The organism is Bacillus sp. CZDM1 (genome assembly GCF_055502545.1).
This window is the reverse complement of record NZ_JBUESO010000002.1, coordinates 331,953-349,245: the sequence shown is the minus strand read 5'-3', so window position 1 is coordinate 349,245 and position 17,293 is coordinate 331,953. Positions and strand designations below refer to the sequence as shown.

Sequence of the window (17,293 nt, the reverse complement as noted above, 5' to 3'; positions counted from 1 at the left end):
ATTCGTTCTAAATTATGGAAATCAACTTTTACACGAATGATAAAAATTACTCATAAAGATAGCAAGTAGAAAGTGTTTTTTCTTTTGTAGGGAATGAAAGGGGTATTTTAGTGGCAAGTAATCAGAAAGCTTTTGAATATAATGATGATGCCATACAGGTACTAGAGGGACTGGAGGCCGTCAGGAAGCGACCAGGAATGTACATCGGGAGCACTGATACACGCGGATTACACCATCTTGTATATGAGATAGTCGACAACTCTGTCGATGAAGCTCTCGGAGGATTCGGGGACCAAATCATTGTAAAAATTCATAAAGATAATTCAATAAGTGTAATGGATAAAGGACGCGGAATGCCGACGGGCATGCATAAAATGGGGAAACCAACTCCTGAAGTCATTTTAACAGTCCTCCATGCTGGGGGTAAATTTGGTCAAGGCGGTTACAAAACCAGCGGTGGTTTACATGGTGTTGGTGCCTCAGTCGTGAATGCATTATCCGAATGGTTAACTGTAACGATAAAAAGAGATGGTTTTGTTTACGAACAACGCTTTGAAAATGGGGGTAAACCGGTCACAACCTTAGAGAAAATCGGGAAAACGAATCAATCAGGTACAACGATTCACTTTAAACCGGACCCGACCATCTTTTCCACGACCACTTATAATTTTGAAACATTATGTGAGAGGTTAAGAGAATCGGCCTTTCTTTTAAAAGGGTTAAAGATTGAAATCATCGATGACCGAAATGACTTTCATGAGGTTTTTCATTATGAAAATGGAATAGAAGCCTTTGTCACTTACTTAAATGAGGAAAAAGATGTCCTTCATCCGGTCATTAGTTTTGAAGGAAGCCACAATGGGATTGAAGTGGAATATGCTTTTCAATTTAATGATGGCTATTCAGAGAACATGCTTTCATTTGTAAACAATGTCCGTACGAAAGACGGCGGAACGCATGAAGTAGGTACGAAAACGGCGATGACTCGTATTTTCAATGAGTACGCCCGAAAGGTTTCCCTTCTAAAAGAAAAGGAAAAGAATCTTGAGGGTGCAGATATTCGTGAAGGATTATCCGCGATTATTTCTATCCGAATTCCTGAGCAGTTATTACAGTTCGAGGGTCAGACCAAGGGGAAATTAGGAACGAGTGAAGCTAGATCGGCTGTAGACGCAGTGGTTTCTGAACACCTTACGTATTTCCTTGAGGAAAATCCAGACATTAGCTCGTTATTGATTAAAAAGTCGATTAAAGCTTACCAAGCCCGAGAAGCAGCAAGAAAAGCACGTGAGGACGCTAGAAGCGGTAAAAAACGGAAGCGTTCGGACGCTCTATTATCTGGAAAGCTTACACCTGCTCAATCAAGAAACCCGCAAAAGAATGAGATTTACTTAGTTGAGGGTGACTCCGCAGGCGGTTCTGCAAAACAAGGCCGTGACCGACGCTTCCAAGCTGTACTTCCACTGCGTGGTAAGGTCATTAATACTGAAAAAGCGAAGCTGGCCGATATTTTTAAAAATGAAGAAATCAATACGATTATTCATACCGTTGGGGCTGGAGTAGGTTCTGATTTTAATTTAGAAGATGTGAATTATGATAAAGTCATTATCATGACGGATGCCGATACAGACGGTGCGCACATCCAAGTGTTACTGTTAACCTTTTTCTATCGGTATATGAAACCACTCATTGAAGCAGGTAAAGTGTTTATCGCACTGCCTCCATTATATAAAGTGAGTAAAGGAACAGGTAAAAAAGAAATCATCGAGTATGCCTGGAACGAGGATGAACTTCAAGGTGCAATTAAAAAAGTTGGCAGAGGCTATATAATCCAGCGCTATAAAGGTCTTGGCGAGATGAATGCCGACCAGCTTTGGGATACAACGATGAATCCAGAGACACGGACATTAATACGTGTGAAAATAGATGACGCGGCAAGAGCAGAGCGACGAATCACTACTCTAATGGGTGATAAGGTTGACCCTCGCCGTAAATGGATTGAAAGCAATGTGGCCTTTGGTTTAGAGGAAGATGATAGTATTTTGGAAAATGAAAATATTACGGTCGCTGAGGAGGAATCTGAAGAATGAGCTCAAATGAGATATTCCGTGACTTACCTTTAGAGGATGTAATTGGCGATCGTTTTGGCAGATATAGTAAGTATATTATTCAAGAACGTGCCTTACCAGATGCAAGGGATGGCTTAAAACCAGTACAACGCAGAATACTGTACGCGATGCACGTGGAAGGTAATACACATGAAAAGGGCTTCCGTAAATCAGCAAAAACAGTAGGTAATGTAATTGGTAACTATCACCCACACGGTGATTCATCTGTTTATGAGGCAATGGTGCGGATGAGCCAGGACTGGAAGGTTAGAAATGTCCTCGTCCAAATGCATGGAAACAACGGAAGTATGGACGGAGATCCTCCTGCTGCGATGCGTTATACGGAGGCTCGTTTATCTGCCATTGCTGCAGAGCTGCTTCGTGATATTGAAAAGCAAACAGTCGATTTTATTCCTAACTTCGATGATACTTCAAAGGAACCTACCGTATTACCAGCCATGTTTCCAAATTTGTTGGTAAACGGGTCAACAGGGATATCTGCTGGGTACGCAACCGATATTCCACCACACAATCTCGGAGAAGTCATTGACGGCGTCATCATGCGAATGGATCATCCAGATTCAACCGTTGATGAAATAATGACCGTCATTAAGGGACCGGATTTTCCCACTGGAGGTATCATTCAAGGGATTGAAGGTATTAAAAAGGCCTATGAAACTGGTAAAGGGAAAATCATTGTTCGCAGTAAAGCAGAGATTGAGGATTTACGCGGCGGCAAGCAGCAAATTGTCGTGACGGAGATTCCGTATGAGGTCAATAAAGCAAATTTAGTTAAGCGAATCGATGAATTTCGTCTCGACAGAAAAGTCGAGGGAATATCAGAGGTTCGTGATGAAACAGACAGAACTGGCCTCCGAATTGTCATTGAATTGAAGAAAGATTCTGATGCAAATGGTGTCCTGAACTATCTTTATAAAAATAGCGATTTGCAAGTCACATACAATTTTAATATGGTTGCTATTGCAAAAAAACGTCCAAAATTATTAGGAATTCGTGAAATGTTGGACGCTTATATTGAGCACCAAAAAGAAGTTGTGGTTAGAAGAACAAAATATGAACTAGACAAAGCAAATGAACGTCAACATATCGTTGAAGGATTAATGAAGGCCTTATCCATCCTTGACGAAGTGATTGCGACAATCCGTGCATCAAAAGATAAACGTGATGCTAAAGATAATTTGATTTCAAAATTCGCATTCACCGAGGCTCAAGCGGAAGCCATCGTTTCATTACAGCTCTACCGTTTAACCAATACCGATATTACCGCACTTCAAAATGAAGCGGAAGAATTGGCTAATAAAATTGCAGAATGGACTGCCATTTTATTAAGTGAAAAAAAACTATTATCGGTTATTAAAAAAGAATTAAAAGACGTCAAAAAGCGATTTGCTGACGCTCGTCGTTCTAAAATAGAAGCTGAGATAGAAGAATTGAAAATAAACCTTGAAGTTACTGTACCAAGCGAGGATGTCATCGTAACAGTTACAAAAGAAGGCTATATTAAACGTACAAGCCAGCGTTCTTACGCTGCTTCAAATGGGCAAGACTTAGCGATGAAGGACTCTGACCGGTTATTAGCTCAGCTGGATGTGAACACCAAGGATGTAGTCTTGTTGTTTACGAATAAAGGGAATTACTTATACTGTCCTGTCCATGAACTTCCAGATATCCGCTGGAAGGACATTGGACAGCATGTTGCCAATATCATTCCGATCGAACGGAACGAAGATATTATTCATGCTATTCCGGTAAAAGATTTTGAGATTGATGCTTATCTGGTATTTGTCACAAAAAATGGAATGGTCAAGAAAACAGAGCTTAAGCAATATAAGGCACAGCGATATTCGAAGCCATTAGTAAGTGTCAATCTTAAGGATGATGATCAAGTCATTGATGTTCATCTAACCGATGGAACAAAAGAATTATTCTTAATATCTAATTTTGGCTATGCACTTTGGTTCCACGAAGAAGAAATTAGTATTGTCGGCGTCCGTGCTGCCGGTGTAAAAGGTATTAATTTGAAGGATGGAGATGTTGTTGTTGGCGGGAAGGTACTTTTTCCTGACACTAAGGAATCCATTGTCATTACCACTCAACGTGGTTCTATGAAACGAATGAAGCTGAAGGAATTTGAAAAAGCAACACGAGCTAAGCGCGGCGTTGTTATTTTACGAGAATTAAAAGCAAATCCTCATCGTGTAGTTGGTTTTGTCGTTGCGAATGACGAAGATACAGTCTTCATTCAAACCGAAAAAGGCCACACGGAAACGATCGTAACATCTGAAATTCGCTTTAATGATCGTTATTCTAACGGATCTTTTGTCCTTGATGAAAACGATAATGGAAAAGTAACAACCATTTGGAAGGTAGAAGGTCCAACGAAAGGGGAAGAATAAAATAATATCAAAGACTCCCAAAATTCCGGGAGTCTTTTTCATGTTTTTACCAATATTGGGGCATACTACCTGTATCAGATTTTGGAGGGGAAAAGAATGAAAAAAGAATTACTACTCGTTGCTGCTGCATTTTTTCTCATGTCTGTTACTGCCATAACCGGTGTTCATGCCTTCGAAGAAAAAGCTAAAACAGTTACCATTTCAAAACATGAATCTGACATCACTGGAGATGGAACCAATGAAAGTATTCAGTTAATAGGTGTTCCTTATCAAGGTGAAGAAGATTATTTAAAAGAGATTTATATTGATATATCTACTACGGATGAAAAACAGTACAGAATTCCACTAGAAAGTGGATCGAAAGCATCTTTAAAGCTGGTTGATCTTAACCAGGATGGAGTGAAAGATTTATTTTCAAATGTATTAACAGGGGGAAGCGGAGGCATAACTCTGAATTATTTATATACATTGAAGGATAATTTGAAAAAAGAATTAAAGGTTCCAGAACCATTAGAAATGGCCAGTACCTTTGAAAATGGCTATAAGGCGAAAATAACCATTATGCAAACAGGTAAAACCTATGAATTTGATTTAAAGGATCGAAAAAAATATTATAAAAAACTAGGACTTTATTATAAAGGACGATTAAATGAACCAACGGAATTAACCGTAAATTCATTTCATACGTTAAAGCCAGTTAAATTAGCTACAGGCGAAGTTGTATTAAATGGAGTACAAAGAATTACAGGGCTTGCAAATGCCGATACGATTGCTTTTGTGGAGTCAATATGGAAATATGGTGATAATAAATGGAATCTCAATACCACGAATGTGCAGAGTAATGAAGAAAAGTAAGCAGAGCAGGGGGGCAAAAAATCTTAAATACTCGTTTATAACACAAATGACACAGGGAAACCTGTGTTTTTTTTGTACCTTTTGGGGTTATGATGAGTTTTTAAAAAGAACTCACGAACAGGCGGCTAGAGCTGGAAATGGCAAAAAGGGATTCGTAATAAATTTTTAAACTTAAATTTTCATTCCGTCTCATTAACTTAAGTATACTTGGTATTTGAGATATAATTGAAATTTGTTACCATAATAATATTATGTAAACTAGAAAAAATTGAAAAAGTCAGCAGCTAATACTGCTGACTTTGTTATGATTGTTCTTTCGGCATATCCATTTTATCGACGGCAATTTTTAAATCGTCATTCTTAATATGGGTGTAAATCATCGTGGTTTGAATGGATGAATGCCCTAATTGCCTTCTTAATTTTGGTACATCGTTAATTTCAGCGTGATATCTTGTTGCAAATGAATGTCTTAGTTTATGTACTGATAACGACGGTTTACCAAATGCAGCTGCATACTTTTCTATTAATTTTTCAACTGCTCGTGCGGAAAGTCTTCGCGATTTTCCTTTTGGGCCTATTGGTGCTGCGATAAATAAAGCTTTATTATTCTTATCAACTTGGTACTTAACTGTTCTAACAGATAGATATGCTTGCAGATCAGCCATAGCAACCTGACTAAAGAACACGAATTGCTCTTTATTTCCTTTTCTTATTACTCTTACACAGTACTTTTTGTAGTCAATATCATCTAATTCAATGCCAATTAACTCTGACAGACGAAGTCCCGAGCCTAAGATTAATGAAACAATTGCCGTATCACGTTCTTTATTTAATTGATGAAAGTTATATAGTTTTTTGTTTTCTTTATTCAATTCACTATAATCATTTGCTACAAATAAACGAAACTTTTCGTATTCATCACCAAGAAGAATTTTGCCTTCCATTTTAGCAGCTTTTGTTTCCATGCTGTCTTTTACTTCATTAAATTCAATTTTCGCCATTACATTACGGTTCATATAAGGCTTTAAATCAGGGGTTTCGGCAATGTTCTGGAGATAATTAAATAGGGACTTCAGTGCTGATAACTTCCGATTAATTGTTAATTCTTTATTATTCAGTTCGTAATGCAGGAAATTTAAAAAACTTTCAACCTCAATAACTGTCATTTGCTCTAATCGATTTAATGGAATATCTTTTGGAGCTCCAATAAATAATTGCTCACTGATCATCCAATTAAAAAAGATTTTGTAATCATGGCAGTAATTAAACAAAGAGGCCGTTGAAAGCTTTCGTAATTTATGATTGATATATTCATCAACATACCAGGGCAAGTCGGATAAGAGGGACTGCAGCTTTTTAAAATTTTCTTGTTTTGACTGATTTACCATAAAATCACCTCACTACTATATTTTACTAAATCACTATAATTACGTCAAATTTATATTTTACGTAATTAAGTAAAATGATTAAATTACTTCATTATTTATCAATCCTTGTCTTTTGTTTTCTATATCAGACTCTTCCCTTCAATCTTTTGAAATTCCTTTCTGTTAATCATGTAATTCCTTTATAATATATTTATGTTGATATTAAAGGAGTTTTTTTAATGAATAATAAAGAATTAGAAGAAAAAATAATTCAGAACTATCAAGGCGAGGAAAAAATGATGATTCTCGTATTTGCACAATGGTGCATCAATCATGATTTAAATCCTGAGGAATTGTATTTGCGTGCATACCCTAATCAGGCTCCTAACATGGCTTTAAAAGATGCAATGGAATTAGTGGTTTCAAAAGATGAAGCTGGAGAAATTGACGATGAAACACTACTTGGTGTCTTAGCATTGTTTGGAAACGATGACCTTGCGTTTGTTGTGACCGAGGAAATTGCTAAAATGAAATGAGCTCTTGAATAAAAAACTGAAGTCCTCCATCCTTTTGAATTATGATATGATAAAAACAGTTAACATTTGAGGAGTGAAAACATGAGTGTACATAAAGACTTAATTAAACATGCGAAAAATCAAAATCAGAGTTACCAGGAGTTTCAAGCTTTGGATGATCTGCGTGAACAATATATTGAAGAAGCTGTTGAATTATGTAAACAAGGGAAACCTTTTACAACAGACAAGATAAATGAAGTAACAAATAAAATGAACAGAATTAATTTACGAATCATTTCACTTAGAAAAAATGTTACCGTTGAGATGGTTCACGAATATGTAAACTCATTAGAAAAAAAATAATCCACTCTCTTGGTGGATTATTTTTCTATCCCCTCCCTACTTCCACTTTCCTGAACCGTTTAAGATAACATTAGCTTCGACATTTATGTTCATTTCCTGGTAGGCTTGATACTGATTTAATGCTTTCCATTCATGGAATGTCATTTTATTACGTACATATCGATTAATTCCAAGAGGGTCTACCTGGAGTTTCTGCAATTTTAATATCAGTTCCTTTCCTTCCTGATTAATTTTCTTAGTAATAATGTTTTCAATTTTTTTTTGTATTTTTGGATCGGAAATGTCCTCTTTCCCCGTATATTCTATAACATCCCCTATTAATTCTATATATATATATGCCTTCTTTCTTGTTGCGGGCACTTCAATACGGTGATTATTTAGCTCGTAATTAAGCATGATTGAGGCTTCACCTTCCTCTCCTACATCGATTTGTTCGACAAAAACACCTTTTTGCATTTCTTCTCGAAAAAGGAAAAGATATCGGGCTTCAGAGGGCTTAAGTATTTCAACAAGTTTATCCTCGTGGAATAAGCCAATACCATTATAGGCAATGTTATTTTTCTCAATTTTAAAGACTGGCAGAATTGGGTCTATTCCGTCATCATAATAATCTCTAATAAATTGATAGATATTATAATTTGTTCTAAAATTTTCTCTATTCAATTTTGTTAAAAACTGCTCTAGGTATGTTGCATTTTGTCCTTCGTTTTTTATCTGCAGCATGAGAACTTCACTTGCTTCCCCTTCAGCTAAAGCCAACTTTAATCGAGTACCGATACTTGGATCACGAACTAGGGAATGTAAATAAGGCAGCATCCCATCTTTAGCCAATTTCTGCCCAAACATGGAAACACGAACCTGGCCGCTCTCTAGTTTAAAATTAGTCTTAAATCTTACTTTTTCTCTAGCCTCTTTACTTGATTTTTCTTCCACCAGGATTGTTTTTCGATCATAGTTGCCGTCTTTTGTTATGATTGGGAAAGTAACCGTTAATTTTAAGGGATTACTTTCGTTCTCCGTGAGATCATAGCCTACCGCATTTATAAGTGCTAAATCATCTATTATCCGTTGCTCGGCACAGCCAGTTAGTAAAGTGATGATTAAAACTCCAAATAGCTTATTCATTGGCTGGGTTCCTGTTCATTTTTTTCGTGAGTAATACCGTTAGTAATAAAAATATTGGTACTAAAAATGCAATTGCAGAAGCAGCATAGGTAATATACAATAACCATTGTTCTACGTCTTTGATAACCTTTGGTATAAAAGACACAAAGAAACCTATTATTAATATGCCAATAAGAATAAAATCAGATTTTATCCTTTTAAATTGGTATTGCAATAGTTCTTTTGCACCCCATAAGTACATGACGGTCGTCATTAGTACCTTTAAACCAAAAACTGAAAAAGTAAAATTTTCTACCCTTTCAAGGACAGGAAAAGAGATATACCCCAACAAGGTTACTACCGGGTACATTTCCCTTAACAACTGCTCAAAACTGAAAAAACCAAAACTGACGAAGGTCACTCCAAAATATATAAGTGATGTAATTGTATTTCCTGCTAAGAGTGATATTAATCGTTTTCTCTCGATCATATGGATAAATAAAATGGATAGTTCATAGCCTAATAGGGCTGTAAAAATAGACATCCCACCATTCAGCACATCTGTTTCACCTTTAAAAATAAATGGAGTTAGCCGGATAAAGCTAAATTCTGGCAGGTGGAAAGCTAATAAAAAAACAGTCCAAACGGTGAAATAAAATAAAACAACCGTTGCTTTTGCAATTTGATAGAGCTCTTTTCTTAACAACATATATATTAATATAAAGCCCATTGAAAGGAAGTAAATAAGGGACACATTTTGGTAAAACAACATTTTAAGGATCATTGAAAACTTAACCATGACAAATACTCCTAATAGCATCCATACTAAGGCAATAAACAAGCAAAATGGCAGTGTTATCCACTTTGGAAAAATGGCTATGATTCCAAACATTGACTTCCCTTTACTTAATTTAAAGACGAGCCAAATGAGAATAAGATTGAGATTTACAATAAAAGAAATAATGATAAGTCCAATCCACCCGTTGGTCCCAAAGGCTTCGGCAACAAGGCGGGGTAAAGAAAATAATGTAACACCAGACTGGATTAAATAAATCAAAATCGATGCTTGAAAGGGTGATAACTTTTCTTTCATTGACAATATCGTTAACCCCTTTCAGCTTTTTTTTTAAATGGTCCCCTTATTAATGAATATTTAAAAAATCGAGGGTACATAGGCGATATCGGTAATAGGTAGGGAGAGTTTAAATTGGTCAGGCAGCTTAAATGGATAATCAAGATCCCCATACCAAAAATAATCCCTAAGTTCCCCCAAAATCCTGAAAGTATAATAAACCCAAAACGCACAATTCTAATCGATGTACTTAATAAATAACTGGGTACCACAAATGACGCGATGGCAGAAGCCGCTACCACAATAATGAGGATATTGCTGGTAATCCCTGCCTGCACAGCTGCCTGCCCGATTACAATACCGCCAACAATACCGATTGTCTGTCCAACTTTTGTAGGAAGCCTGGCTCCTGCTTCTCTCAACAGCTCTAACAGGAATTCCAAAAAAAGAGCTTCAATCACAGGTGGAAATGGAACTTTACTCCGCGACTCCAGCAGTGTTGGAAGTAATGCCTGCGGAATCATTTCGTAGTGATAAGTTGTAACCGCTACATAGAAGGCCGTAAATATCAGGGTAACTAAAATGGCGATATACCGTGTAACCTTAATAAAAGTACTGACAATCCATCTTTGCCCGAAATCATCCATTGATTCCATAAATTCAAAAAAACTTACAGGAGTGCAAAAAGCAAACGGGCTATTATCCATTAAGCCTGCAATTTTTCCATCAAACAATTTATACGCAATTACATCTGGTCTCTCTGTTGTATAAAATTGTGGAAATGGTGAATTAGGATGTTCATCAATATATTGAACGAGCATATTCGTATCTACAATTGCATCGTTTTTTATTGAAAGAATTCGTTTTTTAATTTCTTCTATATCATCATGGGATGCTTCACCTTCGATATATAGTAAATAAACCTTCCTTTTCGCCTTATTTCCTACGTGTAATTTGATTGTCTTAAGTTGTGAACTCATCACTCTTTTTCGAATCAGTGATAAATTAACATCAATTGATTCAACAAATGCGTCATGCGCACCTAGAATAACAGATTCCGTTTCAGAAGGTGCAATAGCACGACCTGTATCTTCAATAAAAGGGAGCTCATATGCATGTTTTTCAGTAAATAGTATTCCATTGCCAGATAATATCGCTTCTTCAACCGAATTTATATCTGAAAGTTCCTTAAATCCGGAATGATTTAAAAAGGTCTGTAACTCTTCTAGTGTGATATTTCGAATGGTTGCTAGAAATTGCTCATACTGGTCTTTATTAATCAAATAGCTAAAGTAATAAATTTTTACTGTTAGATGTGGAAACTCTGTGACACATAAATCAGAACTACTGTTAAACTTGGATATAAATTGCTGATAGATTGAATCGACACCTACTATTGGTGCATCCTTCAAATCCGTATTTCCTTTTTGTAACTTCTGCAGCTTGAAGTCCTTCAAAAAGCGATTGCGATCTTTGCGCATTCGCACCCGCCCCATCTTTTTCTTTTATTTTTTGCTAACAATGGTAATTTATTCATTTTATCGAAATTTTCTTAATAACTTATAAAAGGAATAAAAGAACTTATATACAGGAGGTTATCGGTGAAAAACTTAAATCCATTTACTCCATGGGAAGAGCATTATTTTTGGGTAAATATACTTTTAGATCATGCCATTTTTATAAGGGATTATTTGTCACCAGTAGAGGTAAACCTTGTGAAAGAAGCCGTAGACTATATTGGAAGATTTGCAGAGGTAAGAAACCGACTAGAGCAAATTCCAAAACCGAGTCATGTAGGATCTCAGGAATTGGTTGAATTCTCCAAATTATCCGGTCTGGTTTCCTATGATTATTACCGGTTTGAAGGAAAGCTCCTTAACCTGCAATTAAATAATAAAATACTCATTAACATAACCCCAACGTATTTTAACGGGACATTAAATGAAAACGGTGAATATTTAAGGATTCTACAGTACTACATGAATGGAACAGATTATCCTCCCCTGCCTTTAGTGGATTTATTGGACCTATGGCTAGAAGATCAGATTGGCCACGCTGCATTATTAAATCGAGGTCTTGATGGTATAGAGCTTATTCTTCATGAAAAAGTGAACACACTGAGTAAACTTTTTTCTGCACATATGTTAAAAAATGATGCGATAAAAGGTTATTTACGGTTTATGCCTCCCCACTTTCCTATACAAATTGCCTTTGCGCGTGAAGTCAGTAGTACTGTCCTAGCATTTAACCTATTAGTGGAGAACGTCATTACACTATATAAAGGAAAAGAAGTTTTAAATGCAACAACGATTCGGTTCTTAGAGCACCATTTTCCTGAGTCCTGTTATTTTTTAACGAAGCTTAGTGCCTTTGTACCTGAAATGGAAAGACCCCCTTGCTCCTTAACAGCCTATTTTAAAAACTACCACAACAACTTTTAATGTTGGTTAATCCCTTCTTTGTTTGCTCATACTAATTTTGGATTCATGATAATTAGAAATGGAGCTGAACATAAAGATGGAATTTGAAGCTAGAAATAGTACTGAGGCAGCCCTTCACGAGTATAAAGCAGGCTTAGGTGTATTTACTCAGAAAATGCCTGAATTTGCTAGACACTTCAATGCTTTTACAGAAGAATGCTTTAAGGAAGGTGCTTTATCACAGCGTGAAAAACAATTAATTGCATTAGGCATTAGCTTATATACTCAGGATGAATATTGTATCATCTACCATACAAAGGGTTGTCTTGATCAAGGCTGTTCAGAACAAGAAATTCTTGAAGCTGTAGGAGTAACGGCGGCATTTGGCGGCGGAGCTGCCATGAGTCAGGCGGTTACACTGGTACAGGAATGCATCACGGATTTAAATCAACTGAAACAATAATATTCTTTTAAAAAGCCCCACCTTAGAACATTTGTTCTAAGGTGGGGCTTTTTAGTTCTTATTTTCTCTTACCTCTTTCATGAGGTACTTAACAAAATCATCGTCTTTTACTAGCCAGACTTCATAATTTCTTTTTAAGTAACTTTCCCCATCTTCAAAATTAGCAAAGGTTTGCTCTATTCTATTTTGATTTCGTTCAATTGCCCATTCCTGGTCATTAAACTGATAGAGCAGGTAGATATCTTCCCTTCTATTTTTATACAGAGTGCCAAAAGAGGAGTCTTTCAGGTTATAGCGATTTCGTCTGGCATCTTCCGGAACTGGTTCTAAATGAAAGGTTTCAGTCACAAAGTTTTTATAGGCTTCTTCGGTTAATGAGCACCCAGATGCCTTTGCATGTCCGCCTCCTCCATATTGCCCTGCCACAGCGGAAACATCCACATGATCATGTATAGTTCGAAAACCCATTCGTTTTCCGCCAATATTTAATATCGCTATGTAATCAAGATGAGGGTATTCTTTCCCCAATTCATTCCCTAGCTCTGAGTGATAGGATTCAGCGTAGACCACACCTGCATAAAGTCCATCTATTTCTGTCTGAACCAGCTCTCTCCTTTTCCTGCGAATATAGCGATCAATTTTATCCTCTTCCATATCTAATATTTTCTTTTCAAACTCATCAAAGTGAAAGTGTTCACTTGTCTGAAGCCGTGTGATCATTTTTTCCTCAAATTCATCCATTGAGACAAGGAAAAATAAAGCATTCAGACGTTGGGCATCGTGATTTTCATTTTTTTCCCACTCCCACGTATCATATTGTCTCACTAGCTCGACAAATTCAGTTATGGCGTCTGACACTTCAATGTGCTGATGGGAAATAAGATAATGATACAAAAGTGAGGTTGCTGATGTTAATTTTCCTTCCTCGTCCTCGACAACCACATGACCCCATGGATAGTCATTGTAATGCAGTGCGGTTTTATGATGATCTATTAACTGTACTTTTCCACCATCTTGATAAAACTCATTAATCCGCTGTTCATTTTTTTCATTAACAGACAAATCGGTAATAAACAAAAAAGTATTTTTATCCTCGTTATCGAAAAACCATTCTACCTCTCGATTTAAACCAGAAATGGAATTGTAGCGAACCTTTACATCTTCACCAAATGCTAGTTTTGCTAGAATTCCACATCCCACACCATCAAGATCATTATGAGACAACAATTTATACATGACCTTCACCTCTACTTTCCTATAAATGAAAGGATTTCATCTTTCTGCTTTTGAAAAACACTTCTTCCTAAGTCACTTAGTACATCCATATACTTTATCTCATCAAAAGGAACTTCCTCTCCCAATTCTTCATTTATACGCAGGTATTGATCCCTTAGTAGCAGCTGGCAATGATAGGATACAGATTCTGAGGACAAATGAAGAGCTAAATCAAGAAGTTTCGGTGTTACCTTCATTGATGGGAAATGGAATGGGAGCCATTGTCTTATCCCCCAATACTTTTCATTGTCGTTTGTAAAATCAATAGTTTGTAATCCTGTTCCAATCGATAATATGTTTATTTCATCCATAGTTTTTTTAAAATAATGAATAGATTCGGTAAGGCCTACTAATGAAGGATTATTCGCCCATAAACCGCCATCAATGGATAAATATTGATCACCTATTTTGTTTGGAGGAAAATAAACAGGTGCTGAGCATGATGAAAGGACAGCATCCCAAAGTTTAATCGACAAATCTTCACTTTCGGGATGACCATAGTTTGAGCGGTGAATAAACGGTTTTCCATGAGTAATGTCCACTGCTGGAATAAGAAGCGGTTTGGGAATATCCTCCATTTCCACTTCACCAAATGCTTTTTTTAAAAGGTGTCTTAGTGATCGGTCACTATAGACACTTTTGAAAAGCCCAACCTTTGCCTGTCTAGTAAAAATCTTTTCACCATAGTACTTGTAACTTTCATATACTTCTTTCATATTTTTATTTAGCGAAACAGAAGCGGCGATGATTGCCCCAGTACTTGTACCAGCCACTACATCAAATAGTTCTCCAACTGGATGACTCACTTCTTCTTCCAATGCTTGTAAAATGGCTATAGCAAAAATACCTCGAATTCCACCGCCATCTATACATAGTAATTTCATTACATTTCACCTAAATTTAACCTTCTTTTTACTACAGTTTGCCCTTCCTTCATTCCACTTATCACTTGTCACCTATTATATTTCTTTTTTGTTTGCATTAATAGTTTCCTTTGTTTGGGCAATCGCAGAAATCACTGAGCCGACAGCTTGGATCCAGGCCCCGAAAAGCTCTTTTAGTTGATTCTCCATAGAATTTTCCGCCCATCGATTCAACCTTTTATAAGTATATTCAATGGGCGGAAGGTTGTTAATTTTTATTCCGTCATGACCTTGGTTAACATAAGCCCTCTCTCAATTAACACAGGGTATTCGTCATGTATAAGCTTTATCTCTTCAAGCTGTTCTTTGAGCAACAACTGTTTTTCTGGCAACAGATTATTTTTTACCAATAACTCCATTATCTCAATTCTTAATAACCAATCTTCCTGATAATCTGTTGTTAATTTTTCAATCACTTCTGTTATAACAACTTCAATGTCAGAATCAGTATTTTCACGGATATTTCTAATTTTCCCATACAATTGTTCCAGCTGAGATAATTCTCTTTTAGCCAGCGGTTTCGACTCTACTTCTTCCAAATCCGCATAAAATTGCTCAGAGTCCGCTGCACCGGCAAAAACAGAAGATATTTTCTCTCCAACCGCCAAATCGTACGTACCCCATTCGGGCTGGAATAAAGTTTGATCAGCGAAGGAAACCGTACAGTCTCTAAAAGAGATGAATAGGAGATTGTCTTCTTTTCGAATCCAATGTACTGGAGCTCCCACTACCTTAACTCCACTCTCATACTCAAGGGTACATTCTTTTCCAATCTCTATTCCAATTTCTCCAAGCTCGGCATCAGTAAGCTTCTCAAGAGGTTTTATCACGTTTACGATTCCTCCAATTGGTGCTCCAAAGCCATCGTGGTGTGTCGTTTTACCGTGTCCTTTCAATTCAGTATGGTTATATGCCAATGCTGATGGACCCTCTGTTTGGATGTATATCGCTTCACCTTTTTCATCCTTTATGATGATACGTAATGTACCGGTTAGCTGCAGCCCTGAGCTATATTGAACCGTAGCCGTATGATTCGAACGAAGTGCTTTCTCTAAGCCCTCTGTCCCTCCAATTTTAAAGGCCATGGTTTCCGAAAATTTATTCACAGCATCGATTAATTGATCAAAGCTGTCACATACAAAAAGCTGTGGCTGTGGTTTGGTAATATCAAAACCTGTTTCAATAACGCGTTGCAGGTTAAATGGTAGTTTCTTAACTGAAGCTGTTAAGCTGCTTCTTCCTTCCGAAACAGAAGAGAGAAGGCCAGCACCATAGATTTGTGGCTGGTTGACACTGCCAATTAGGCCGTATTCAACCGTCCACCAATATAAACGTGATATTTGTTCTGCTTCTGATAATTCCGTTACAGCTGACTGTTTTTCTTCAAAGTTGGCTTTAGCTTCTTCGATTTCTTCTTTTGTTGCTTTTCCACTTTCTAATAAATTCGAATAGGTACGCACTGCTTCAAATAATTCATGCTCCTCACTTGTGGCCAATGCTTTTGATCCAATTTGTCCAAATAGCTTTACATATTCAGAGAACTTCTCTTCACAAAGGATTGGTGCGTGACCTGCTGCTTCATGGATGATATCTGGTGCTGGTGTATATTGAATGTTTTCTAGTTTACGAATGTCTGAGGCAATCGGCAGGATACCATGTGCCTGAAAGTCGAAAAAAATAACGCCTGGTATAAAACCATCAATATTGGCAGCCCCCCAACCGAAGGGTTTTAACGCTTTGTTCATATCCATTACATTGGGTATTTTCTCTACGGATATCCCTGAAGCCTTTAACCCGCCAACATATGCTTGATGGGCAGTATCCTTTAAATAGTTATGGTTTTGTCTCATCACATAGCGCCATACAGCATGATCGATCGGAGTATATTTTTCATATTGTTGATCAACTACGTATTTTTGTAGGTGTCTTGGAACTTTCTTTACTTCTCCCATTTAGAAATCTCTCCCTTAGAAGGAAATTAACCTTTCATTTGTAAATAATACTCATCATACTTTGTTGCTAAATCAAAATCCAATGCGGTTAAACCCCTTGCATTCCATGAGGAAATCCTTAAAGTAACGACCTTATAGTCTATTGAAATAAATGGATGGTGGTTAACCTGCTCAGATAGATTTGCGATTTGCTGGACAAAATCGATTCCTTTTAAATAGTCGCGAAAACGATACTTTCGTTCAATCCATTTTTCATCCGTTAATCTCCAGTTTGGAACGGAGGATAACTTTTCCTGAACCTCAGAAGGGGTTAGTTTTTCCATTCGCTTCTCTCCTTTATGGCAATAAAGCGCTTTTATAAAATTTGCAGTCATCAATAAATATTATTCAAATAGAGAATAAAAAAACACTGTCAGTTTGTCTTTTATATCTAAATGTAAAAAAATCCACCTGAAACAG

Annotated in this window: 15 protein-coding genes; 7 read left to right on the top strand and 8 right to left on the bottom strand. The window is 36.8% G+C overall.

The window, feature by feature from the left end; genetic code table 11:
* Window positions 1–110: 110 nt before the first annotated feature.
* From parE to ACY3XC_RS06135, 3 genes are all read left to right on the top strand, one after another.
* Window positions 111–2,090, top strand: a complete 1,980-nt coding sequence (gene parE, locus ACY3XC_RS06145) for a DNA topoisomerase IV subunit B (protein WP_464867756.1) — start codon at window positions 111–113, stop codon at window positions 2,088–2,090.
* Complete coding sequence (gene parC, locus ACY3XC_RS06140) at window positions 2,087–4,525, top strand: DNA topoisomerase IV subunit A (protein ID WP_464867755.1); 2,439 nt, start codon at window positions 2,087–2,089, stop codon at window positions 4,523–4,525. Before parE ends, parC begins: the two co-directional genes overlap by 4 nt.
* 96 nt (window positions 4,526–4,621) lie before the next feature.
* Window positions 4,622–5,380, top strand: coding sequence for a hypothetical protein (locus ACY3XC_RS06135; RefSeq protein ID WP_179160796.1), 759 nt, complete (start codon window positions 4,622–4,624; stop codon window positions 5,378–5,380).
* 302 nt (window positions 5,381–5,682) lie between these two features.
* Here ACY3XC_RS06135 and xerS read toward each other — a convergent pair whose 3' ends face one another.
* Entirely contained in the window at window positions 5,683–6,768 is a 1,086-nt protein-coding gene (gene xerS, locus ACY3XC_RS06130) for a tyrosine recombinase XerS (protein WP_179160795.1), read from the bottom strand.
* A gap of 218 nt (window positions 6,769–6,986) precedes the next feature.
* Here xerS and ACY3XC_RS06125 point away from each other — a divergent pair, with 218 nt between their 5' ends.
* Both ACY3XC_RS06125 and ACY3XC_RS06120 read left to right on the top strand, forming a co-directional pair.
* Entirely contained in the window at window positions 6,987–7,283 is a 297-nt protein-coding gene (locus ACY3XC_RS06125) for a hypothetical protein (RefSeq protein ID WP_464867754.1), read from the top strand.
* Between the two features lie 81 nt (window positions 7,284–7,364).
* On the top strand, window positions 7,365–7,625 hold the full coding sequence (locus ACY3XC_RS06120) for a DUF2533 family protein (RefSeq protein WP_179160793.1): 261 nt from the start codon (window positions 7,365–7,367) through the stop codon (window positions 7,623–7,625).
* Window positions 7,626–7,661: 36 nt separating this feature from the next.
* On the opposite strand, the gene ACY3XC_RS06115 is transcribed toward ACY3XC_RS06120, so the two are convergent.
* From ACY3XC_RS06115 to ACY3XC_RS06105, 3 genes are read right to left on the bottom strand one after another with little or no spacing between them, the layout of a single operon-like run.
* Entirely contained in the window at window positions 7,662–8,750 is a 1,089-nt protein-coding gene (locus ACY3XC_RS06115; RefSeq protein WP_464867753.1) for a Ger(x)C family spore germination protein, read from the bottom strand.
* Window positions 8,743–9,822: a spore germination protein gene (locus tag ACY3XC_RS06110; RefSeq protein ID WP_256989260.1), complete on the bottom strand. Its 1,080-nt coding sequence runs from the start codon at window positions 9,820–9,822 to the stop codon at window positions 8,743–8,745. Before ACY3XC_RS06110 ends, ACY3XC_RS06115 begins: the two co-directional genes overlap by 8 nt.
* Window positions 9,823–9,833: 11 nt before the next feature.
* Window positions 9,834–11,282, bottom strand: coding sequence for a spore germination protein (locus tag ACY3XC_RS06105; protein ID WP_464867752.1), 1,449 nt, complete (start codon window positions 11,280–11,282; stop codon window positions 9,834–9,836).
* 120 nt (window positions 11,283–11,402) lie between these two features.
* Here ACY3XC_RS06105 and ACY3XC_RS06100 point away from each other — a divergent pair, with 120 nt between their 5' ends.
* Window positions 11,403–12,242 (top strand): DUF2935 domain-containing protein, encoded by an 840-nt coding sequence (locus tag ACY3XC_RS06100; protein WP_464867751.1) that lies wholly within the window; start codon window positions 11,403–11,405, stop codon window positions 12,240–12,242.
* Between the two features lie 76 nt (window positions 12,243–12,318).
* Window positions 12,319–12,684 (top strand): carboxymuconolactone decarboxylase family protein, encoded by a 366-nt coding sequence (locus ACY3XC_RS06095; RefSeq protein ID WP_179160857.1) that lies wholly within the window; start codon window positions 12,319–12,321, stop codon window positions 12,682–12,684.
* A 51-nt stretch (window positions 12,685–12,735) separates the two neighbouring features.
* Here the strand turns inward: ACY3XC_RS06095 and ACY3XC_RS06090 are convergent, their stop codons facing one another.
* From ACY3XC_RS06090 to ACY3XC_RS06075, 4 genes are all read right to left on the bottom strand, one after another.
* Window positions 12,736–13,920 (bottom strand): DHH family phosphoesterase, encoded by a 1,185-nt coding sequence (locus ACY3XC_RS06090; protein ID WP_464867750.1) that lies wholly within the window; start codon window positions 13,918–13,920, stop codon window positions 12,736–12,738.
* A gap of 11 nt (window positions 13,921–13,931) precedes the next feature.
* Window positions 13,932–14,843 carry a CBASS cGAMP-activated phospholipase gene (locus ACY3XC_RS06085; RefSeq protein ID WP_464867749.1) on the bottom strand — a complete coding sequence of 304 codons (912 nt, stop codon included), beginning with the start codon at window positions 14,841–14,843 and terminating at the stop codon, window positions 13,932–13,934.
* Window positions 14,844–15,097: 254 nt separating this feature from the next.
* The gene (locus ACY3XC_RS06080; RefSeq protein ID WP_464867748.1) at window positions 15,098–16,834 is read right to left on the bottom strand and encodes an aromatic amino acid hydroxylase; all 1,737 of its coding nucleotides are present in this window, start codon (window positions 16,832–16,834) and stop codon (window positions 15,098–15,100) included.
* A 26-nt stretch (window positions 16,835–16,860) separates the two neighbouring features.
* Window positions 16,861–17,157 (bottom strand): 4a-hydroxytetrahydrobiopterin dehydratase, encoded by a 297-nt coding sequence (locus ACY3XC_RS06075; protein WP_464867747.1) that lies wholly within the window; start codon window positions 17,155–17,157, stop codon window positions 16,861–16,863.
* Window positions 17,158–17,293: the final 136 nt, after the last annotated feature.